The sequence below is a fragment of the Methylomonas sp. 2F7 genome (genome assembly GCF_057126975.1).
On the sequence record NZ_CP195203.1, the window covers coordinates 1,977,352 to 2,001,218 of the forward strand.

A 23,867-nucleotide genomic window follows, 5' to 3' on the forward strand; every position below is an offset into this window, starting at 1 on the left:
GGATCAAACATGTCTGTATCAACGAAAAAAGTAATCGAATTGTCGAAGGAAAAACAAGCCTTACTGTTAAAGCGCCTTAGCGATAAAAGCGCTGCCGTTCATCGTGGCATTGGCAAGCGCAAGCAAATTTCGCCCTGCCCCTTATCATTTTCTCAGGAAAGGTTGTGGTTTTTGACCCGTCTGGAGCCAGACGATCCTTTCTACAATATGGCTGGTGTAGTGCGAGTGCAAGGACCGTTGGATGTTGCCATACTGGAACAAGCCTTGAACGAAATCGTTCGCCATCATGAAATACTCCGTACGAGTTTTACGTCTCTCGATGGACATCCCCGACAAGTAATTCATGCCTGCGGCGACATTGATTTAAAGCAAATTGATTTGAGCGATTTGCCGTTTGAACACAGTCAACAGACAGCCGAAACATTGCAAAAGGTTGAGGCGCGCCAGGCATTCGATTTGGAACAACTGCCGCTGATGCGTGTGCTACTTATCAAGTTAGCGGACGAAAATCACCGGTTATCTATTACCCTACATCATATTGTTGCCGATGAATGGTCGTTGCGACTGCTTATCAAGGAAGTAGGCCAGTTTTATCGGCAACTGCAACTTGGGCAATCGCTGTTCGACTCCGGACCAGCCATTCAATATGCTGATTTCGCCGAATGGCAACGGCAATATTTGCAAGGCGGATCATATGCCCAGCAATTAGGCTATTGGCAAAACCAATTAGCCGCAGCTCCGTCATCACTGGATTTGCCCACCGATTATCCGCGTCCACACCAAATGTCTCACCGGGGTGGTGACTTTCGATTTTTGCTGCCCGGCGAGCTCGGCCAGGAACTGATTACTCTGAGCCGCCAAGCCGATACAACATTGTTTGCGGTAATGATGGCGGCATTCAATGTACTGCTATGGCGTTATTCCGGTCAAACCGACATTTGCATAGGCTTCCCAATCGCCAATCGCAACCGGCGGGAAATCGAAGAACTAATTGGTTTTTTCGTCAATTTGCAAGTGCTGCGAAGCGACTTGTCGGGCAATCCGAGCTTCCTAACTTTATTGCAAAAGATTAAGCAACGCTTGTTGGAAGCGCAAAACCATCAGGATTTGCCGTTCGAACGCCTTGTTGAGGCTTTGCGGCCTCAACGCGAGCTAAGTCGTAGCCCGTTGTTCCAGGTCATGCTGGTTTATCAGCATACCGCGTTCGAAGACCTAAATATTCCTGGCCTACAATTCGAACTGGTCGAAGCAGAATTGCAATCGGCCAAATACGATTTGACGTTGAATTTACTCAGAAGAGGCGACAGCATCGATTGCAACATTAACTACAGCAGTGATTTATTTGTCGAAACGACTATCGAACGCATGGCCGAACATTGGCAGCTATTGTTAGAGTCTATTGTTGATCGCCCGGACATGCCAATTTCCGAATTGACTATAATGAGCCAACCTGAACGCCAACATCTCCTCGAAAACTGGAACGCCACCGAAGTTGACTACCCGCAAGACCGCTGCATTCACCAGCTGTTCGAAGCGCAAGTCGAGAAAACCCCGTACGCGATGGCACTGACGTTCGAAGGCAAAAGCCTGAGCTACGCCGAACTGAACGCCAAAGCCAACCAGCTGGCACATTACCTGATCGAACGCGGCGTAGGACCGGACGTGCTGGTCGGCATCTGCCTGGAACGCTCACTGGAGATGGTGATCGGCTTGTTGGGCATCCTCAAGGCTGGCGGGGCTTATGTGCCGCTCGATCCTCACTATCCGGCCGAACGCTTGGCCTTCATGCTAGCCGACATTGCGCCCAGCGTGATTTTGACGCAAGAGCGATTCGCCGAACTGGATTTTGGCGGGACTCCAATGCTCAGTCTGGATAGCGATTGGACGCGGGTAGCGGTGTATCCCGCCGACAATCCTCGACCCGACCTACACCCCAGCAATCTAGCCTATTGCATTTATACCTCTGGCTCGACCGGTCGACCTAAAGGAGTGATGATGCATCACGAGGCATTGGTAAATCACACCTTATGGATGCAGCAAGAATTTTCGTTTACGAATAGTGATTTTATCTTGCAAAAAACTTCTTTTAGTTTCGATGCCTCAGTGTGGGAATTGTTTACTCCTTTATCGTTTGGAGCAAGGCTGGTTCTCGCTCCAATCGGTTGGGAGAGGGATGTTTCTTCTCTGTTTTCGGTTGTGGCTGATTACGAAATAACAACACTTCAAATGGTACCGAGTTTACTGGGAGCTTTAATAAATGAAGATAGTGAACTACCAAGTTTGCCTTCGTTGAAACGAGTTTTTTGCGGCGGTGAAGCGTTACCTGTACCCTTGGGTGAGAAATGTCGTCAACGCCTTGAAGTTAACGTAATTAATCTTTATGGGCCGACTGAAGCTTGCATCGATTCAAGTTCTTGGTCTTTTAAAGCAACTTGCGATGGATTGACTGCACCGATCGGCAAGCCGATTGCCAATCTCCGCATGCACATTCTCGACCATAGCTTAAATCCGGTACCGATAGGTACGCACGGGGAGTTGCACATCGGAGGTATCGGTTTAGGCCGAGGCTACCTGAATCGGCCCGATATGACCGCCGAGAAATTCATCCCCGATCCTTTCGGCGCGACCGGTGGCAGGCTATACAAAACCGGCGACCTAGTGCGCTATCGCCCGGACGGCAACATCGACTATTTGGGTCGCATAGACCACCAAGTCAAGATCCGAGGTTTTCGGATTGAATTGGGGGAAATTGAAGCCCAATTGCTCAAGCAAGCGGAGATTAAGGACGCCGTCGTGATCGCGAGAGAAGATCACCCCGGCGACAAGCGATTGGTAGCGTACGTGGTTCCGCAGGCGGTGGCCAATAACGAGTCCGAGCAGGTCATGGTCGATCACCTCAAAGCCCAACTCAAACACCACCTGCCGGATTATATGGTGCCCGGCGCCTTTGTGGTGCTGGACGCCATGCCGCTGTCCACCAACGGCAAGCTGGACCGCAAACGGCTGCCGGCGCCGGATTTAAATGGCGCCGGTAATCGAGAATACGTGGCGCCGACTAGCGAAGTCGAAGAAAGACTAGCCGAAGTCTGGCAGCAATTACTCGGCGTTAAACGTATTGGCCGCAACGATCATTTTTTCGAGTTGGGCGGACATTCATTATTGATCATTCAACTTATTCAACGTCTTTCGGAACACGACATGGCGATAGACGCGCGGACTGTATTTGTTATGCCGATATTGGCAAATATGGCGTCGGCTATAACCGTTCGTAGGCACCAAAACAATTTCGAAATTCCGCCCAATTTGCTTGATCAAGCGGAGTTGGAACCCGAAGACGAAGCATTGGAGGAATTCAGATTATGAGCATGGAACAGGTCATTGCCAGGATCCACGAAAAAAATATTGGGGTGTTGTTGGATGGTGGCGAATTGGTGATCCGAATTCCGCAAGGGGCGATGGATGCTGACACCATGAACTTGTTGAAACAATACAAGCAATCGCTAATCGAGTTACTGCAAACTGGGAACGACGATTCGATCAAAATAAAAAGTGCGCCACCGTCCACGAGCATCACACCCGCCAAACTGCCGTTGATTGAATTGTCACAAACCGACATCGACCGCATTGTCGAAAGGGTGCCGGGCGGCGCCAGTAATATCCAGGATATATATCCGCTGTCGCCGTTGCAATCAGGCATTTTATTTCATCACTTGATGGACGCAGAAGGCGATACCTACTTATTACGGTCTATCCTTGCCTTCGATAGCCGCGAAGGGGTGGATCACTTCGTTGCGGCATTGCAGCAAGTCATTGAACGACACGATATATTGCGTACCATGGTCGTCTGGCAGGATTTGCCTCAGCCGGTACAAGTGGTTTGTCGAAAAGCAGTATTGCCGGTGCACGAGTTGGCTGCCTCGAGCGGCGACGTATTAGCTTCATTATTGACTGCTAGCGACCCAAGCCGTGTGCGCTTGGATTTAGGTAAAGCGCCTTTGCTGGCGGCATACGTGATCGCCGAGCCACAAAACGGCGAATGGCTATTGGCTCTGCTAAATCACCATATCGTCTGTGACCATATCAGTCTGGAATTCATTATCAGCGAAATTCGTTTGCTGTTGAATGGATGTGCTCACGAACTGCCGCCAACGTTTCCCTACCGCAATTTCATCGCTCAGCTTCGATTGCTGGAGCTCGACAAACACGATAGCTATTTCCGCGAACAGCTAGGCAACATTATGGAGCCGACGGCACCGTTCGGCATACTGGATATAAAAAATTGCGGCGAGATCGCCGAAGCACAAACGGGTATATCTGACAGTTTGACCGGAAGACTTCGGGCCCAAATCAAGCGTCACGGCGTCAGTGCGGCGGTATTGTTTCACTTGGCTTGGGCCAGAGTCTTAGGGCAATGTTGCGGACAAAACGACGTCGTGTTCGGTACGGTCTTGACTGGCCGCATGCGGGGGGGGGCGGGGATCGAACGGACAGTGGGGATGTTTATCAATACTTTGCCGCTGAGAATATCGGTAGGCAATGTTTCGGTCGGAAAGGCGTTGGCCGACACCCAACGACAATTGACCGGGCTAATCGAGCATGAGCAAGCCTCGCTAGCGTTGGCGCAACGCTGTAGTGGCCTAGACTCGGGATTGCCATTGTTTACCTCGTTGCTGAATTACCGGCATAGTCTGCGGGACGATGACAATATTGGAAATTCATGGCCGGGTATGCGGGTTGTGGCTGGCGGAGAAGAACGAACCAACTACCCGATGACACTATCGGTTGACGATTTCGGAGACGGTTACGCGTTAACGCTGCAATGTGTCCGGCGTTTGCAGCCGGGCAGGCTCAACGAGTATATGTTGACGTCATTGGAATCCATCGTAAGCGCGCTAGAAACGCATCCCCAACTGCCAATGCGCGCGATCACGGTAGTTGGCGGCGACGAACGCCGGCAAATCCTGCATGACTGGAATGCGACTGGTGTTGACTACCCGCAAGACCGCTGCATTCACCAGCTGTTCGAAGCGCAAGTCGAGAAAACCCCGTACGCGATGGCACTGACGTTCGAAGGCAAAAGCCTGAGCTACGCCGAACTGAACGCCAAAGCCAACCAGCTGGCACATTACCTGATCGAACGCGGCGTAGGACCGGACGTGCTGGTCGGCATCTGCCTGGAACGCTCACTGGAGATGGTGATCGGCTTGTTGGGCATCCTCAAGGCTGGCGGGGCTTATGTGCCGCTCGATCCTCACTATCCGGCCGAACGCTTGGCCTTCATGCTAGCCGACATTGCGCCCAGCGTGATTTTGACGCAAGAGCGATTCGCCGAACTGGATTTTGGCGGGACTCCAATGCTCAGTCTGGATAGCGATTGGACGCGGGTAGCGGTGTATCCCGCCGACAATCCTCGACCCGACCTACACCCCAGCAATCTAGCCTATTGCATTTATACCTCTGGCTCGACCGGTCGACCTAAAGGAGTGATGATGCATCACGAGGCATTGGTAAATCACACCTTATGGATGCAGCAAGAATTTTCGTTTACGAATAGTGATTTTATCTTGCAAAAAACTTCTTTTAGTTTCGATGCCTCAGTGTGGGAATTGTTTACTCCTTTATCGTTTGGAGCAAGGCTGGTTCTCGCTCCAATCGGTTGGGAGAGGGATGTTTCTTCTCTGTTTTCGGTTGTGGCTGATTACGAAATAACAACACTTCAAATGGTACCGAGTTTACTGGGAGCTTTAATAAATGAAGATAGTGAACTACCAAGTTTGCCTTCGTTGAAACGAGTTTTTTGCGGCGGTGAAGCGTTACCTGTACCCTTGGGTGAGAAATGTCGTCAACGCCTTGAAGTTAACGTAATTAATCTTTATGGGCCGACTGAAGCTTGCATCGATTCAAGTTCTTGGTCTTTTAAAGCAACTTGCGATGGATTGACTGCACCGATCGGCAAGCCGATTGCCAATCTCCGCATGCACATTCTCGACCATAGCTTAAATCCGGTACCGATAGGTACGCACGGGGAGTTGCACATCGGAGGTATCGGTTTAGGCCGAGGCTACCTGAATCGGCCCGATATGACCGCCGAGAAATTCATCCCCGATCCTTTCGGCGCGACCGGTGGCAGGCTATACAAAACCGGCGACCTAGTGCGCTATCGCCCGGACGGCAACATCGACTATTTGGGTCGCATAGACCACCAAGTCAAGATCCGAGGTTTTCGGATTGAATTGGGGGAAATTGAAGCCCAATTGCTCAAGCAAGCGGAGATTAAGGACGCCGTCGTGATCGCGAGAGAAGATCACCCCGGCGACAAGCGATTGGTAGCGTACGTGGTTCCGCAGGCGGTGGCCAATAACGAGTCCGAGCAGGTCATGGTCGATCACCTCAAAGCCCAACTCAAACACCACCTGCCGGATTATATGGTGCCCGGCGCCTTTGTGGTGCTGGACGCCATGCCGCTGTCCACCAACGGCAAGCTGGACCGCAAACGGCTGCCGGCGCCGGACCTCAGCCAGCAGCTGAAAAAAGTCTACGTAGCACCGTGCACCGAAACCGAACGGGTTTTGGCCGAGATTTGGCAGGAGGTCTTAGGTGTCGAGCAAGTGGGCACCGAAGACGATTTCTTCGAATTGGGTGGGCATTCGCTGTTAGCCACGCAACTGGTGTCGCGTATTGCCAAACGATTTTCGATTGAATTACCGTTGCGCGACTTATTCGAGCATGGCCGGCTTGCGGCCTTGGCCGAAACAATAGAAGGGCTAAAGGGGAGCAGGCTAAACACGGTTGCCGTCACGATACCGCCCGCCGCCCGCACCGCCCCGATCCCGTTATCCTATGCCCAGCAACGCCTGTGGTTTCTGGACCAGCTGGAACCGGACAGCCCCTTCTACAACATTCCGGTAGTGCTGCGCCTGACCGGGCGTTTGGACCTTGCCGCACTGACGCAAAGCTTCACGGCCATCGTCCGCCGGCACGAAATCCTGCGGACCGTGTTCGACACCGGCCCGGACGGCGAGGCGGTGCAAACCATTCGCCCGGATCTGACGGTAGAACTGGCGCACATCGACCTGACCGACTTAGAGTCCGGTCAAGATGAAGCTTGGCAAGAGCTATGCCGGCAAGAAGCCGCCAAACCCTTCGATTTGCGTAACGGACCTTTGATCCGTGCCCGCTTATTGCGGCTGAGGGACTGTGCCGAACAGCAGGATACGGTGCTGTTGTTGACCATGCACCATATCGTGTCCGACGGCTGGTCGGCTGAACTCCTGGTCAAGGAATTCAGCGCGTTGTACCGAGCGTTCACACAAGGACTCGCCGCACCACTGGCGGAATTGCCGATTCAATACGCCGACTTTGCCTGCTGGCAGCGCCAGTGGCTGAGCGGCGAGGTACTGGAACGGCAGTTACATTACTGGCGGCAACAACTGGACGGCGCGCAGCTGGTACTGGACCTGCCGACCGACCGGCCACGGCCGGCAGCGACCACCTACTGTGGCGCCAGTCTGGCTTTCGAACTGCCGCTGACTTTGGCGCAAGCGATACGGGCATTGAGCCGGCAACACAATGTCACCTTGTTCATGGCACTACTAGCTGTGTTCCAACTGCTGCTCAGTCGCTACAGCGGCCAATCCGATCTGTGTGTCGGCAGCCCGGTAGCCAACCGGAATCGGCCAGAAATCGAAAGCTTGATCGGCTTCTTCGTCAACACCTTGGTTCTGCGCGCCAACGTATCGGCTAACCCAACGGTGGCCGAGTTTCTAACACAAATCAAAACCACGGTGCTGGATGCCCAACAGCACCAAGACCTGCCGTTCGAAAAACTGGTCGAAGCGCTGCAGCCCGAACGGGACCCCTGCCGCAGTCCATTGTTTCAAGTCATGTTCGTTTTGGCCAAACAAGAGCCGCTGACGCTAAGCTTGCCTGATTTAGCCGTCGAACTGATCGAAGACTCCGGCAAGGTGGCCAAATTCGACCTAACCCTACACATCCAAGACTGGCCGGACGGCCGAATCGGCGGAAACTGGGAATACAACACCGACCTGTACGATGCAACCAGCATCGAACGCCTCGAACGGCACTACCAACAGCTGCTGCAAGCGGTTGCCGCCCAGCCGCAGCGCAAAGTCAGCGAACTGCCGCTGCTGAGCGAAGCGGAAACTCGGCAAATCCTGCACGACTGGAATGCGACCGGTGTTGACTACCCGCAAGAGCGCTGCATCCACCAACTGTTCGAAGCGCAAGTCGAGCAAACGCCTGGTGCGATTGCGCTGACGTTTGAAGGCGAGAGCCTGAGCTACGCCGAGCTGAACGCCAAAGCCAACCAACTGGCGCATTACCTGATCGAACGGGGCGTAGGACCGGACGTGCTGGTCGGCATCTGCGTTGAACGCTCGCTGGCGATGGTGATCGGCTTGCTGGGCATCTTGAAGGCCGGCGGCGCTTATGTGCCGCTCGACCCCAACTATCCGGCCGAGCGGCGGAAGTTGATACTAGCCGATGCCGGCGTCAAGTTGTTATTGACCCGGGAAACACCCAATGCCGAATTTGCAGCGGACCAGGTGGGCGATGTCGTCTGCCTCGACCGCGGCGGGCCGGCCATTGCCGAGTATCCCAAGGCTAACCCTATGGTGAGCCTGCATCCCTTGCATCTGGCCTACCTGATCTACACCTCCGGCTCAACCGGTCGGCCCAAGGGCGTGGCGGTGAACCACCGCAACGCGGTACATTCCACTTGGTCCCGGCTGACAGGTTATCCAGAACCAGTAAAAGCCTATCTGCTGCTGTCCTCGTTTGCTTTCGACAGCTCGGTGGCGGGCATTTTCTGGACCCTGGCTCAAGGCGGCTGTTTATATCTACCCCATGACGACAACATCAAAGACCCGGTGGCGCTGGCAGCGCTGATCGAGCAAGGGCGCATCTCCCACTTGTTAGCCTTGCCCTCGCTGTATGCCTTGCTCTTGGAACAAACGCCCCAATCCTTAAGCGGCCTGCAGGTTGCCATCGTCGCTGGCGAAGCGTGTCCGACCGACGTCGTCAAGCGCCACCTTGCCGTACTGCCCGGTACCAAGCTCTACAACGAATACGGCCCGACAGAAGGTACGGTGTGGAGTAGCGTCTACCAAGCGAGTTTGGATGATTTGGACAAACCATTATCGATAGGTCGGCCGATCACCAACGTTCGTCTTTACAACCTGGATCGGTCGCTCAACCCGGTCCCGGTCGGAGTGGTCGGCGAACTGTACATCGGTGGCGCCGGCATCGTGCCCGGCTACTGGCAACGCCCCGATCTGACCGCCGAGCGTTTCGTCCCCGACCCCTTTGGCCCGGCCGGCGGCCGGCGGTACAAAACCGGCGACCTGGTCCGCTATCGCACCGACGGCGCACTTGAGTTTCTGGGTCGAATCGATCACCAAGTCAAAATCCGAGGCTTTCGGATCGAACTGGGGGAAATTGAAGCCCAATTGCTCAAGTATGCGGATATCAAGGACGCCGTGGTAATCGCGAGGGAAGATCACCCCGGCGACAAGCGCTTGGTGGCTTACGTGGTCCCCCATGCGGTGGCAGACACCGAGGCCGAACAGGCCATCGTCGAGGGCCTTAAAGCCCGACTCAAACAGCAGCTGCCGGACTACATGGTGCCCAGCGCCTTCGTGGTGTTAGACGCCATGCCACTGTCCGCCAACGGCAAGCTGGATCGGAAGCAATTACCGGCACCCGATTTCAGCGAGCAGTTGAAACAAGCCTACGTAGCACCCGGTACCGAAACCGAGCAAGTCTTGGCAGAGATTTGGCAGGAAGTCTTGGGGGTCGATAAAGTGGGCATCGAAGACGATTTCTTCGAATTGGGCGGGCATTCCTTGTTGGCCACACAATTGGCGTTTTCTGGCGAAAGAAGATTACAGCAAAAATTTCCGGTCAAAATGGTGTTCGAACATCCAACAATCGTTCAGCAAGCGGCTTGGCTCGCTGGAGACATTTCCGATGCCGACATCGATTTGCTGGTGGACAGTCGATTGGGCAGCAACATTTACCCTTTGCCGACACAACCTTTGCCGCTCGATCAATCTCAGGCAGTCATGTTGACTGGGGCAACCGGTTTTCTTGGGGCCTTTTTGTTGGTCGAATTGCTGGAGCAAACGGATGCCAACGTCTATTGCCTAGTGCGAGCCGAGGACGAAATGCAGGCGACAGCACGTTTACAAACACAGTTGCGGCGTTACGAACTGTACGACCTAGTCGAATGGTCCAGAGTCATTGCGGTGTGCGGCGATCTGGCAGTTGAAAAATTGGGGTTGACCGGCGAACGTTATCGGGAAATTTCGGCTAATACGGATGCCATTTTCCATAACGGGGCGTTAGTCAATTTCGTACAACCCTACTGCTCGTTAAAACCGGCAAACGTGTTGGGTAGTGTCGAAGTTCTGCGCATGGCGGCAACCGAGCGTCCTAAAGCCATACATTATGTATCGACGTTATCGGTGTTCTCCGGGGAACCCCGCAGCTCCGCCGGTTTTGCGGAAGCCGACGAACCGTTATTGAACAAAAGCCTGACCGGCGGATACGCGCAAAGTAAATGGGTCGCGGAAGCTATTATGCGCTCTGCCGGCAGCCGTGGATTTTTCGTGGACGTTTATCGCCCTGCGACAGTGGCCGGCGACCGGCGCAACGGTGTATGGAATACCGATGACTTCCTGTGCCGCATTTTGAAAGGCTGCGTGCAGATGGGCTTGGCGCCGGATAGTGTGGCCAAACTGGAAATGGCGACTGTCGACGACATCAGTCGCGCCATCGTTGCATTAGCGAAGGCCGATTGTGCGGAAAACCGCATTTTCCATTTAAACCACCCTAAACCACCGACCGCGAATGCGTTATTAGATTGGTTTGCCGCCAGGGACTTTCCGCTATGCAAGGTGCCGATGCCGGAATGGTTGCGTGCAATACATTGCACGGCGGAAATCATGGACCAGTTTGCATTAAAGCCATTACTAGGCCTATTTACCGACGAGCCCATCAATCCATCTGCCGGTGTCGATAAGGGATACGCCTGTCTCACTACTCAATGTGCATTGCGCAACTTAGGCGCCGAATATGGCGAGTTCGATGAGATCTTATTGGATCGCTATCGGGACTATTTTTTGCGTAGCAAATTCATCGGTGCTAGAGGAGAAGAAATTTCGGAGGAAAATCGTGGAGGTAGTCGTCTTCTAACTAAATATCCGCAGGTTCAAACAGAAACTGCAACGTTTAAATAAACGAATATTTTGAAGCACCCCCGACAACTAAAATGCCTAGGCACTATTAATTACCAACGAGATCAACCATGATTCGCTCCAGAAAAGCCCATAATTTTACAACAAGGACCGCGATTTATAACTCAATAGAAGAGTCCCGCCAGCGGCATACTGTAAAGTCGATCGCTATGCTATGCAGCTTGTTATACGCATCCACACCAATTGCGGACGGCAATGACAGGATTTACCAATTCGATATCGCTGCCGGGTCAATGTCTAAGGCATTGGATGATTTTTCCGATACCTCCAATCTCGATATTAATTACCCTGCCAAGGTTGTAAACGAAGTCAAATCCCTCGGATTGAAAGGGCGTTATACAACCGAACAAGCGTTGCAACAGTTACTTAAAGGCAGTGATCTGAGTTATCGGATGACAGGTGACAGCACGGTGACGGTTGAGAGAATACAACTGGCTGAAGCAAAAGATCCAACGACTATGCCGGCTGTCCGAGTGGTTGGGCGGGCAGTTTATGATTCGGCTGATCCATATAACCCGGATTACCGCCTGCCTAACGCCACCACCGCAACAAAGACCGATACGCCGGTCATGGAGACACCGTATTCAATAGCCGTCGTCCCAAAGCAGGTACTAGAGGATCAGCGCTTTATTCGAGTTGAGGACAGTATTCGAAATGTGGCTGGGGTAACATCCAGCTATGCCAACGGCGGAGATAGCGATTTTTTCATCATGCGCGGCTTTGAAAATATAAATTTATATCGGGATGGCTTTTTGTTGCCATCGGCATTAGGTGGTGGCACGCTTAAGCGCCAGACTGCCAACCTGGAGCGAGTCGAAGTTCTAAAAGGCCCCGGCTCGTTACTCTTCGGCCGTAACGAACCTGGCGGCGTGATCAATCTGGTGACCAAACGTCCTCAGGCCACGCCTTATCATTCCGTAGAGCAACAATTCGGTTCCTACGATTTTTACCGTACCCTAGTCGATTCGACGGGCGCGATTACTCACGACGACACATTGCTTTATCGGGTGAATTTATCGTACGAAAACGCCAATTCGTTTCGGGATTTCGTCAAAACCGATACCGTATTCCTGGCTCCTAGTTTTACATGGAATATTTCAAATCGAACCCAAGTCAATTTGGACATCGAATATCAACACTTCGACAATACTAACGATTCAGGCATCCCTCCGATAGGCAACCGTCCTGCACCGGTGCCCAGAAGCCGCCAAACCGGCGATCCATTCAACAATAAAACTGTTGGAGACAGAGCCTATGTAGGCGCCAGCTGGTCGCATGAATTCAACGATAACTGGAAAATAAACCATCGTTTCGGCGCGGAATTTTTGGACAAGGGCTCCGATTTCACATTCTTCATTGACGCCGCCACAGCGGACGGGAATCTGAAAAACCTGGACGAGAATTTTGGCAATGGCGGTGTACGCGGATTCAATAACGGTATAGGCGTTAGTCAACAAAATTATTACACCACGCTAAACCTGACCGGCAAATTCAATACCGCCATGCTGGAACACAGCACGCTGTGGGGTTTCGATTATTTCGTCATCGATGACCAACAAGCAGGCTCCGAGTGCTGCGCTGCTTTACCCATAGGTGCCAATTTCAATGTTTTCAATCCGACCTATCTGTCGTCGGCACCCAATTTAGCCTCCAATCCTGGGCCGGATATGTCGCAAGAATGGTACGGACTGTATTGGCAGGATCAAATTAAGTTTCCTTTTAATGTTTACGGCAATGTGGGGGTGCGCTATGACAACGCCAATGGTGTCAACAAAGCCACCGGCCTTACCACCACAGACGACGATCATTTTAGTCCCCGCGGTGGCTTGTTATGGAAACCACTCAATTGGCTGGCCGTCTATGGCAACTACACCGAGAACTTCGGTCCATCTAACAGTCTTTTTAGGTCGGTTGATCAACAAGCGTTGCCGCCTCGCACCGGCGAAGAGTGGGAGATGGGGGCAAAAACAGAGTTTTTCGACGGGCGCTTATCCGCCAGTTTTGCCTACTTCGAATTGATCCAAAAAAATATGTCTGTGCCCGATCCGGTTAACCCTAATATTTCCAGAGCCATAGGCGAACAGGAAAGTCGAGGCTATGAATTTGAAACGGCGGGCGAAATCCTACCCGGCTGGCGGATTATAGGCGCTTACACCCACATGCCGTTCGCAAATGTCATTAAAGATGTGGGGTTCGATGGCGGCCCTGGAAATACCGGTAACAGAATGTTCAATACCCCGCATAATTTCGGCAGTTTATGGAGCACTTACGCGTTCCAGGGCGGGGATTTACAAGGCTTGAAATTGGGTGCCGGCGTCAATGCGGCCTCGCAAAGCCAGGGTACTAATGCCAATACCTTCCAATTACCGGGTTATGCCACCCTTAACCTGATGGCAAGTTATGGCCTGAATTTGGGTAAATCCCGCGTTACACTGCAACTCAACGCCAACAACCTGCTGGATAAAACCTATTATCAGGGTACCAACAGCGGCAATATGATTGGGGTCGGCTCACCTCGTTATTTCTTAGGATCGGTCAAGGTGGAATTTTGAGATTAGACCTTGTGTCCAGTTGTGACCTGCGAAAGCTATAGAAAGGTTCCGGCTTATACCAAGCGAGGTCAAATTTGCGGAACAAGAAATTGACTCACTTTATCGCCTATTCATAGAGCATCCTTCCGGGGAAGCAAAGATAAATTGTATGTTTTATTTCAAACGATGGCCTTTATATTTACAACTAATGGTGATTTGTGGCAATAATAGTCTTCTGTATTCATCCTATTACAGGGTCGATAAATGCTAGTTTAAAAATAGCTCGTGAATTAAGATGCAATGGGCACAGAATATTTTATATAGGGCTTCCTCAATCAAAAAAAACAGTTCATAGGTCTGGGTTTGATTTTATATCTATTTTTAGCAAGTGGTTCCCCGAATGTAATGAGTCATATAAAGGTTCTACAGGACTTTCACGTATTATGACGACAAGGAAGTATGTAAAATATTTGAAGAGATTTATCGATGCATTGATGCTTGGAGAGGATAAGGAGTTTTTTGAGCTGATAAATCAATTGCGACCAGATATGATGGTAATTGTTGCAACTCATTATGACTCTTTTCTATGGGGGCTGCTAGCATATAAAGCAGGCTTGAAGTCTGTTTATTTGCACGATACTTTGTGCAAATCAAAACGCTTAGGTACTCCCCCTATAACAACAGCATTGACCCCGGAAAATTCGGTGTCTTATCAATTTATAGTGCAACTAGAGTGGATGATTTTTTATTTTAAAGATTTTTTTTACTCAACGATCATTGGCATTTGTCTAAGTAAAAATTATGGCGTCAAAAAACTATGCGAGCATTATGGCTATCCCATTGATTTAGTGGATTTGTCAACAGATATGTTAGGCCCGAAGATAAAGCTTACTGAATTGGTGCTATGCCCGAAATATTTTGATTTTCCCTCTTATAACGAGGTGGGTCGATATTATATTGGTGCTTCAATAGATTTGGAACGAACGGAACCGAATTTTTGTTGGGAGATAGTCGACAAAGATAAGCCGTTAGTATACTGTTCTCTGGGGTCATTAGAGTATTTGCCAAAAACAAAAAAAATAAAATTTTTCCAAACAGTTATTGCTGTTGCACAGCAAAAAATCAACGACACATGGATTATATCGGTAGGAAATGAGTTAGATATAAGTCGATTTTATAATGTGGCTGATAACGTGATATTGGTGAATTATGCTCCTCAGCTGAGTATTTTAAAGCGAGCTAGCGTGATAATTACACATGGTGGCACTAATACGATTAAAGAATGCATTTTATTCGGCGTTCCCATGATTGTTTTTCCTCTTGGCTTCGACCACCCAGGCAATGCGGCTCGGGTGGTTTATCACGGACTTGGCATATGCGGTGATTTAAAAACGCTGACTACGACCGGATTAATCAATATGCTCGAAATGATAAAAAAAACTTCATATTTTCGAGAGAGGATCTCCTTTATGAGAAAGGAATTCGAGTCAGCAGAATTGGAAAACAAAGGCGTTGAGCTGATTAATGAAATTTTGGCTATTTGATATGTTTTTATTTGTCATCATGTGTATTGATGGATAAAATGTTTAGTACTTTGTGTTTCTGTTTCTCATCAGGATAATCATATGGCTGAAGAAAAAAAAATTGATACATGGAAAAAGTTTTCCAAGCACATAAGATCCAGAAACACCGATTTACTTAAGGGGCTTTCTTATTATCCAGAAGCTATTTTAGTAGGAGGATGCCAAAGATCTGGAACCACTATGATAAGCAATGCCATTATGCAAGGAGAAGGCATTGAAAAATTATCAGAACTAGACTCTGCTTTAGTTTTAGCGGAAGTAGTTGGACCAAATTTGAATGGTAATTACTGTTTTCAAACAACCTATATTAATGAGAGGTTCTATGAATATTGGAAGTATGGCAAAAAGAATAAATTGGTATGGATGGTAAGAAATCCCTATTCGGTTGTTTATTCACTGACGCGATTTTCGGAGAGATTTTGCCTTGATGAATTATTTTTGGGATGTGGAAAGCATGTAATGAATAAATCTGATCAGGTTAAATTTGACCGATTTGGATCATTCGCAATTAATCGAATTCGCCGGGCTTGCTATTCATATAATGCAAAGGTGAACCAATTGGTATCTATTTTGCAAAATTTAGATGAAGAGCGTGTGATTGTTGTTGATTATGATGAGTTGGTAAAAGATAAATGCGTAATATTAGCCTCCATATATAAATTTTTCGGAATTCATTATAAGCCTGAGTTTTCTGAACTTATTAATGAAAAAAGCATTGGCAAAGCTAGTAACTTGTCTAAAGATACTCGGTTTTTAATCGACAGTCTTTCGGGGCCTTATTATGATTTAGCTAAGAAATTAGTTTGTAAGATATAGAGTCGAGGTGTTAACTATGACAACTTTAATTGCTTTAATATTTTAAGATTTCTTGATGAATGCGAACGATAAATGACCCTTAAGTGTAGCGCGAGTTCGTACGCGATCGATAGAGTAATTCAAAGCCCTATACGCAGAGCAGGGTAAGCCGGTTTTGATATCTGGGATTGCATAGAATTGGCCTGCTTATTCTCTTTGGAATAAAAATTATTTTAATTCTATCGGCGGTGAACGAACTATACCTGTAAAGCGGATGAAAAACGGAAATTATCTTGAAGCATCTAGTGAATCGATGAAGTTGTCGGAATATTTGGCGCTTGTAATTAATAAGCAAGCAGCAGAAGGTCGGTTCTACCTAAGTGAACAACCTATTAAAAGAATTCTTCCGGATTTAGTTACAGATTATTCTATACCTGCATACATTGAATCTAAGGATCCGTTGGCGGTTTGCTATATCGGGAGTCATGTATATTCCCAGCTCCATTTTCATCCTTACGGAAAAGCTTTGTTATGTGTTGTTTCAGGTCGTAAAAAGGTTAAGCTTTTTGCACCTGATCAAACTAAATTCTTATATCAGAAATATAATTTTAGCAAAATTACGGAGGAGCCCGTTGATTTAGAAAAGTATCCTTTGTATGCAAATGCCAATTACTATGAGTGTGAAGTTAACGCGGGGGAAATGCTTTTTTTCCAATCTATTGGTGGCATGGCGTTGACACTCAGGAATTCACATCTGCTGTAGTTTTTTTCTGGAACGATCCTCGTCGTTTGAGATGGTCGCCTCCGCTGGGCATACCTTGGCATACACCATTACTATTTGAAGTTGCCTCATGGTATTTTAAAGGGAAATCAATTCTACAGAAATTAGCGAGTTATCAAGATAGAAATTGAACAGTCCTTGATTTAGACTTAATTTTTATGCTCGGTACTTAATTTTAGTCCGCAGGCCGGTAAATGTGTTGTATACATCCTTATGTCCGATTTTTCCATTATTCCGACCCTTTTGGTGTATATGCGGCCTCAATCTCAAATCGCATGCCTGAAAGCCATTTGTTATCAATTGCGTAGTGTAGTTGAATGTGTAAATGCACGATTGAAAGATGAGTTTAGCGGACGAGAGGTGCGAGCACTTGGACAGGCCAGAGGAGTGTTTGCTCTCATCAAGATTTAATTATAGAAACTCAAAGTACCCAGAAATACAATCTAATCGCTGACGATTTTGTATGTATATCGACTTATGGTTTGAAGCGTTAGCCATTACCGATGAAGAATACCGGCATTATTGGACGCTACTGGACAAAAACGAGCAAAACAAGGCTTTGCGTTTTGTGCGAACAAGGGATGCCCTGGGTTATGTGGCGAGTCACGGGAAGCTCAGGTTGATTTTGGCTGAGTATCTGGGTGTGCCCCCTGGCAAAATCCCGTTTACAACACAAGCGTACGGTAAACCTTTTGTCGCCTGCGGCAATTCCTACGACATTAGATTCAATTTGGCCCATTCCGGCGATTACATGGCTGTTGGTGTCGGTTGTGCTAATGACATCGGTATCGATATTGAAGTATGGTCGGATAGGGTTGATTATCATGGGATTATGGCGTTATGTTTTTCTGAGGAAGAGACTCGCTTTTGGTCGGATTTACCAAAGGAGCGGCAGAAAGAATTTTTTTACAAACTTTGGACGAGGAAAGAGAGCTTCATAAAAGCTGTCGGCCTAGGCCTAGAGCTAGATGTTTCGCTCGTAGAGACTTCGTTGAAAGGAGCTAGTCGATTCCGATCTCTACCAGTCGGATTTGGTTTGCCGGGAAGTTGGAGCTTGATCGATCTAGAATTGCCTCACGGCTTGAGTGGGGCTATAACGGCCCAATCTCGGAATACACCTGCAATAAATTACAAACGCCTCTTCTAATAAGGAGATGCATTATCTCAAGTCGCGGTACGTCCATGTACCGTTTTTTAAAAAAATTAATTCAATCCGGCTTGCTGCATATGCTTCCGTAAGCTTAGCGGACACATATCGGTCCAGACCTCGTTGATGTAGTCCAAGCATTCTTGCTTAGGCCCTTTTGAGCCAACGGCTCGCCAACCACCCGGAATCTCTTTATAGTCTGGCCAGATGGAGTACTGCTCTTCGTCGTTGACAACGACCTGATAAATCGTGGTGTCTTCCTCGTCCCAACTCATCTCTTTCTCCGTGGTTCAGGTGCAAAAAAGTAAAGCTGCGTGCTTTACATATTAAAATCTTCAATTAAGAAGACGAACTAAAGCTTATTTATCCTCAGTCGTTGCTGAATTCAGCCTGATGAATTTTGAATTGTTTCCGACAATGCAATAGCGCCCTAGCTAAAAGTTTTTCGACGGCGCTATCGGAAATATTCATTTGAATGGCAATTTCGGCATATGTCATGCCGTAGACGCGATTCAGAATAAAGGCTTCTCTGGCACGATCTGGTAGTTCGTCAACGATATTGGAAAAAATCGACAGTTTTTCATTGACGATTGCCAAGTGCTCTGTTGAAGGTAGTTCGTCACAAACAGTCTGCGTAGGGTCTGTGTTGTTTAGGTGTTTCTCAATGACTTTACGGTGTTTGATATGGTCATAAGCTAGGTTTTTAGCTGTTTGAAATAGGAAGCCTCGGGGGTGTTCGATAATCTGCTTGCGAGCTTCCCTGGAAAATATCATGAAACATTCTTGAACAAGTTCTGCGGCGATATCCGGGCAATCAACAATACGTGATAAATGAAGTTGTAGCTCCGATTGATGGTTGATGTACACAGACTCAAAATTCATGTTCAATTTCCTATTGGTTATTTTGCAACTTAGTCAACTGCATTGACATGGGCTGCAAAGGGTTACATGGCTAGATTGTTAGGCCTAAGCGTATGTGAATTTCATAATGTTCCAGGGTTAACAGCGGTAATCTTTTAAGTGGAAGCTTTGCATCAAAATGAAAAAATAGTCTATTGATAGCAGCAATAATTAGGCCCATTGTTAATATTAATGAGTATCAATAATTTGCATATATATGCATGATAAGTTTGGCGAGCGGATAAGTGTAATGCCCGATTCATGCGAGGCATATAACACAGTTTAGTTATTACCATTAACTTGCTTCTCTAGGTTTAACCCAGATAAGCCGCATTCAACTTTCAGTGCTAATAAAAGCTTTGGACCCTAAGAGTGAGTGGGTTATTACGGCTACTAAGTAGCGCCACCGCGCATAGCATAGATTGCTTGATTTGATATATTTTTAGGGCATTGCGTAATATGCTGAATTCAAAAGCCGTATTGTCAACAGCGGATCTGATCAACGAATATGGCTGGGGTTTTTTCACGTTCACGGCGTCTTCTAAATGGTATGTATGCGAAAATCCAATCATGGAAACAAGTTCTTATTATTCAACTTGGTTACTGTAACCATGACGGAATGATCGGAACCTACCGTCTGCTATAAACTGAGCATTTATTTTAGGCAATGCAAAACTGCTTGGCAGTTCGTCGTATTCAATATGAGTAGGTGTTTTTGTAACAATTACGCTCTGTCAACTGATTTAGCTATATAACGGAGTCACTATGCTGCTTTTTTTATGGCGCTCTTCATGGATCACTATTGCTGGTGTGTTACTGACAGGTGTTATCAGCGGCCTGAGTAACGCTGCATTAATTGCGTTTATCAATACCAGTTTAGTTGGACAAATAAACATAGCACATGCAATTTGGTGGTTCTCCGGATTAGCATTTACGGTATTGGTCAGTCGAACGGTATCGCACTATCTGTTGAATCAATTCAGCACGCAGTTGGTCCGGGATCTACGACTCCGTATTAGCCGGCTAATTTTGAATGCGCCGTATCCCAATTTGCAAAAAATGGGAAAATCGGCGTTGCTTAGCCATCTGACTGAAGATGTTACTGCTATAGCAAGCGCCAGTGAGCTTTTTCCTGTGCTCTGTATCAATTTTGCCATTCTCATTGGCTGCATGGCTTATTTGAGTTGGTTGTCTTGGCAATTAGCTTTGGTTCTTGCCGGCATCATTTTGTTTGGCGTGACGACCTTTAATTGCTTTAAAGATATACCCATCAGGTCCGTTCGCACCGCACGCAACGAATATGATGTGCTCAGCCGTGGGTTCACGGCGTTGACGGAAGGCATTCGTGAATTAAAACTTCATCGCCTTAGAAGCGAAGCATTTGTGACCCAATCGCTTTCCAGTAGTGCTGAAGCCTACAGGCAACATTCATTTCGCGCGACGGTCGCCTACCTCTGGATAAACCAATGGGTTCAATTTCTTTATTATCTGACCATTGGGGCGATTTTATACGCCTTTCCAACTTGGCAAACCCTGACGCAAGAAATCATCAGCGGCTATGTTTTAGTTTTTTTATTCATGATGTCGCCTCTTACTATTGTGACGAGTAGCTTACCTGCTTTTAGTCGAGCGAAAGTTTCATTAGATAGCGTCCTGAAATTAGAAGAAAAACTGGTTGAACAAGGTCCTGCTGAACGTCTGTCCAAATTAGCAGTACAGAAAAGCTTTACGTCGTTGACCCTTACCGGTGTTACCCATAGCTTTCATCGTGAAAAGGAAAACCGGAATTTCACATTAGGCCCAATAGACCTTGAATTTCATCCCGGGGAGTTGGTCTTTCTCGTGGGTGGCAATGGCAGCGGCAAAACGACGTTAGCAATGTTGTTGATCGGTCTTTATCATCCTGAGCGCGGTATGCTTTCCTGGAGCGACTGCCCCGTTGATGCGTGCAATCGTGATGCTTATATGCAAAACTTTTCAGTGATTTTTTCTGACTTTTATCTATTTGACGAGTTGTATGGTGTTGATGCGGAACAGCATCGCAGTGCCATGGATGATTATTTACAGCGTTTACATCTTAATCATAAGGTAGAGATTATCAATGGCCGGTTTTCTTCAGTAAATCTTTCCCAAGGGCAACGTAAACGTCTGGCATTGCTAGTGGCTTATTTGGAGGATCGGCCCTTTTACGTGTTTGACGAATGGGCTGCGGATCAAGATCCGGAATTTAAACACTTGTTCTACACCGAGCTGTTGCCTGCACTGAAAGCGCGCGGCAAAACGGTTTTGGCGATTACCCACGATGAAAAGTATTTCTATTTGGCTGATCGATGTATCAAGCTCGATGAAGGCAATATTGCGGCAATTGAATACCCTCAGGGCCTCCCCGAACACGCAGCAGCAAGCGCTGACTGGCTGAGCTCGGCCGAAACTGAAACCTCAATTTCATGATGCGGGTGAGCGACCATGGCTAAACCTAAAAAATGGCTGAGTGTTGGGCTTGGCTCAATTGGATTATTAGTAGTTGCAGGTGGCTTTGGCTATCGTTGGTGGTTGCAATCACTGCCTACTTTGGACGGTGAATACAAATTGGCCAAACTGTCTGCGCCGGCGAGCGTGGATACGGACTCTCACGGTATCCCGCTCATTAATGCTAATAACCGAATTGATGCGGCGCGCGTTCTAGGTTACGTGACGGCACGAGATCGCTTATTTCAAATGGATTTGATGCGGCGTAAAAGCGCTGGACGATTAGCTGAGATATTTGGCGAAATGGCTATCAAGAGCGACTTGCTATCAAGAACCTATGGTTTCAATGTCAGAGTTCAGCAAATTTTATCTAAGCAGCCTGCAGTTCATCGTCAGTATTTAGAGGCGTATGCGGAGGGCATCAACAGCTATCTGCAGCAAAACCCTGCTCTACCCTTCGAATTTAAAGTACTGGGTTACCACCCTGAGCCATGGCAGGCTGAAGATTGCTTACTTGTTGTATTAGGGATGTTTGAAAACTTAACCGCGTGGGCTGAGCAAAGCGAACGGACGCTTAGTATTATGGATCAGACCTTACCATCTGAGGTCTTGGCATTCTTGACACCGGATAGTGACCGGTTCACAGACGACTTGATGAGATACACCAAATCCCTCAGGCCGCCGCAAAGTATTCCCGTGCCTGCCATGCAAACACTGCTGGCAGGAAATACACCTAGTTTGCGAAGCTTAGCTAAGGCGCCCGATGAAACGCTAGCAGGCTCCAATGCCTGGGCAGTTAGTGGCAGCAAAACTGGCGATGGTCGGGCGATACTGGCAAATGATATGCATCTGGGGATTCGTGTTCCGAACATTTGGTACCGCGTTGAGCTTCAATATCCCGAGGTACGGGCGGTCGGCCTAAATTTGCCTGGCACTCCCTTTCTTGTTTCAGGTAGTAACCAGCATGTGGCTTGGGGAGTAACCAACCTCAGCGGAGACTTTTTGGATTTGGTCAAACTTGAAATCAATCCTGACAATTCCGGGCAATACCGGGTTGGCGATCATTGGCAAGACTTCCAAGAACGGCATGAAACGATACAGATCAAAAGCTCAGAGCCCAAAGCATTAACGATTAGAGAAACGCAATGGGGGCCGGTCGCGGCGCAACCGTTATTGGGGCAGCCGGTTGCCATTCATTGGGTGGCTTTAGATACGGATGCGGTAAATATCGGTATTGCGGATTTGGAAGGAAGCACATCCTTGAATGAGTCGTTGGCTATTGCTAAACGCGCCGGCGGACCACAGTTGAACGTGTTATTGGCAGACGAGCGTGGGCACATTGCCTGGACATTGACAGGTAAGATTCCTCGTCGTTTTGGTGGTGATGGGGCAATCAGTCATTCATGGGTCGATGGTAAAACGGGTTGGCAGGAGTATGTTCGACCCGATGAAATACCGCAATCCGTTGATCCCACGGAAGGCTTTTTAGTGTCGGCCAATGATCGGCGATTCGCTGCAGACTTTCCATTCGTCATTGGTCATCAATTTGTCAATGGTTACCGAGCCTACCGTATCAATCAACGACTCAAGCAAGCGGCAGCCCATAGCGAATGGTCATTGTTCAATCTTCAGCAAGATACCCAAACTGAATTTTATGAGTATTACCAACAACTAGCATTGAAAGCATTGTCACCAGACGTTTTAGCGCAACAGCCCGAATTAATCGCGTTACGGGATTATTTGATAAGTTGGAATGGTAGAGCTGATATTGCAAGTTTGGGATTACCAATATTGATTGAATTCCGCAAGCAATTGATTGATTCGGTGTTTACGCCTTTTTTAAATGCAAGCAAGCAAGCCGACAAAAATTTTGTTTATAACTGGAATTATGTCGACACACCTTTGCAAGCATTGTTAACGGAAAAGCCGACGCAATTGTTGCCGGAACCAGCTCAGCATAAAACGTGGGATCAATTTATTCTGGCGCAATTGGCGACTAGCGCGTCAACGGTAATGTCTCGCCATCCCGATGTCAGCCTGACTGATCTAACCTGGGGCAAACAGAATATCGTCGGTCACTCTCACCCTTTCTCAAAGGCAGTGCCTTTACTGTCCTCTGTGTTAGATATGCCTCATCAATCGTTAGCTGGATGCGGTGGATTCTGTGTGAGGGTAACAGGCCCTGATTTTGGGGCGAGCGAACGATTGGTGGTATCCCCCGGTCACCTATCTGAAGGCATTTTACATATGCCGGGCGGACAATCCGGGCATCCACTATCTGGTTATTACAAGGATCAGCAATCTTTTTGGGTAGAAGGCTTACCAATGCCATTAATGACTGGCAAACCCCAACATAAACTGGTGTTAAAACCGGAATAACCTGGC

Annotated in this window: 10 protein-coding genes and 1 pseudogene; 9 read left to right on the forward strand and 2 right to left on the reverse strand. The window is 48.3% G+C overall.

Translation table 11 applies throughout. The annotated features are described in order from the left end of the window. The first annotated feature begins 9 nt into the window (after positions 1-9). The 7 genes and pseudogenes from ACR64Q_RS08990 (at position 10) to ACR64Q_RS09020 (ending at position 18,113) form a co-directional block, all read left to right on the forward strand. Positions 10-3,363 carry a non-ribosomal peptide synthetase gene (locus ACR64Q_RS08990; RefSeq protein ID WP_313734367.1) on the forward strand — a complete coding sequence of 1,118 codons (3,354 nt, stop codon included), beginning with the start codon at positions 10-12 and terminating at the stop codon, positions 3,361-3,363. Further along, on the forward strand, positions 3,360-11,258 hold the full coding sequence (locus tag ACR64Q_RS08995; RefSeq protein WP_313734368.1) for a non-ribosomal peptide synthetase: 7,899 nt from the start codon (positions 3,360-3,362) through the stop codon (positions 11,256-11,258). The genes ACR64Q_RS08990 and ACR64Q_RS08995 overlap by 4 nt, the downstream gene beginning before the upstream one ends. 251 nt (positions 11,259-11,509) lie before the next feature. Then, positions 11,510-13,828 (forward strand): TonB-dependent siderophore receptor, encoded by a 2,319-nt coding sequence (locus tag ACR64Q_RS09000; protein WP_313734369.1) that lies wholly within the window; start codon positions 11,510-11,512, stop codon positions 13,826-13,828. 197 nt (positions 13,829-14,025) lie between these two features. Next, on the forward strand, positions 14,026-15,351 hold the full coding sequence (locus ACR64Q_RS09005; protein ID WP_313734370.1) for a glycosyltransferase: 1,326 nt from the start codon (positions 14,026-14,028) through the stop codon (positions 15,349-15,351). A gap of 81 nt (positions 15,352-15,432) precedes the next feature. Beyond that, positions 15,433-16,206: a sulfotransferase domain-containing protein gene (locus ACR64Q_RS09010; RefSeq protein ID WP_313734371.1), complete on the forward strand. Its 774-nt coding sequence runs from the start codon at positions 15,433-15,435 to the stop codon at positions 16,204-16,206. Between the two features lie 187 nt (positions 16,207-16,393). Continuing rightward, positions 16,394-16,948 (forward strand): annotated as a pseudogene (locus ACR64Q_RS09015) (cupin-like domain-containing protein); the annotation flags it as partial. A gap of 481 nt (positions 16,949-17,429) precedes the next feature. Next, positions 17,430-18,113 (forward strand): 4'-phosphopantetheinyl transferase family protein, encoded by a 684-nt coding sequence (locus ACR64Q_RS09020; protein WP_313734372.1) that lies wholly within the window; start codon positions 17,430-17,432, stop codon positions 18,111-18,113. A 56-nt stretch (positions 18,114-18,169) separates the two neighbouring features. Here ACR64Q_RS09020 and ACR64Q_RS09025 read toward each other — a convergent pair whose 3' ends face one another. After that, the gene (locus ACR64Q_RS09025) at positions 18,170-18,388 is read right to left on the reverse strand and encodes an MbtH family protein (protein WP_313734374.1); all 219 of its coding nucleotides are present in this window, start codon (positions 18,386-18,388) and stop codon (positions 18,170-18,172) included. A 94-nt stretch (positions 18,389-18,482) separates the two neighbouring features. Continuing rightward, the gene (locus ACR64Q_RS09030; RefSeq protein WP_313734375.1) at positions 18,483-18,995 is read right to left on the reverse strand and encodes an RNA polymerase sigma factor; all 513 of its coding nucleotides are present in this window, start codon (positions 18,993-18,995) and stop codon (positions 18,483-18,485) included. 783 nt (positions 18,996-19,778) lie between these two features. Between ACR64Q_RS09030 and ACR64Q_RS09035 the strand changes: the two genes are divergently transcribed. Both ACR64Q_RS09035 and ACR64Q_RS09040 read left to right on the forward strand, forming a co-directional pair. Then, positions 19,779-21,464: a cyclic peptide export ABC transporter gene (locus tag ACR64Q_RS09035; RefSeq protein ID WP_313734376.1), complete on the forward strand. Its 1,686-nt coding sequence runs from the start codon at positions 19,779-19,781 to the stop codon at positions 21,462-21,464. A 15-nt stretch (positions 21,465-21,479) separates the two neighbouring features. Further along, positions 21,480-23,861 (forward strand): penicillin acylase family protein, encoded by a 2,382-nt coding sequence (locus ACR64Q_RS09040; RefSeq protein WP_313734378.1) that lies wholly within the window; start codon positions 21,480-21,482, stop codon positions 23,859-23,861. The last annotated feature ends 6 nt before the right edge of the window (positions 23,862-23,867 follow it).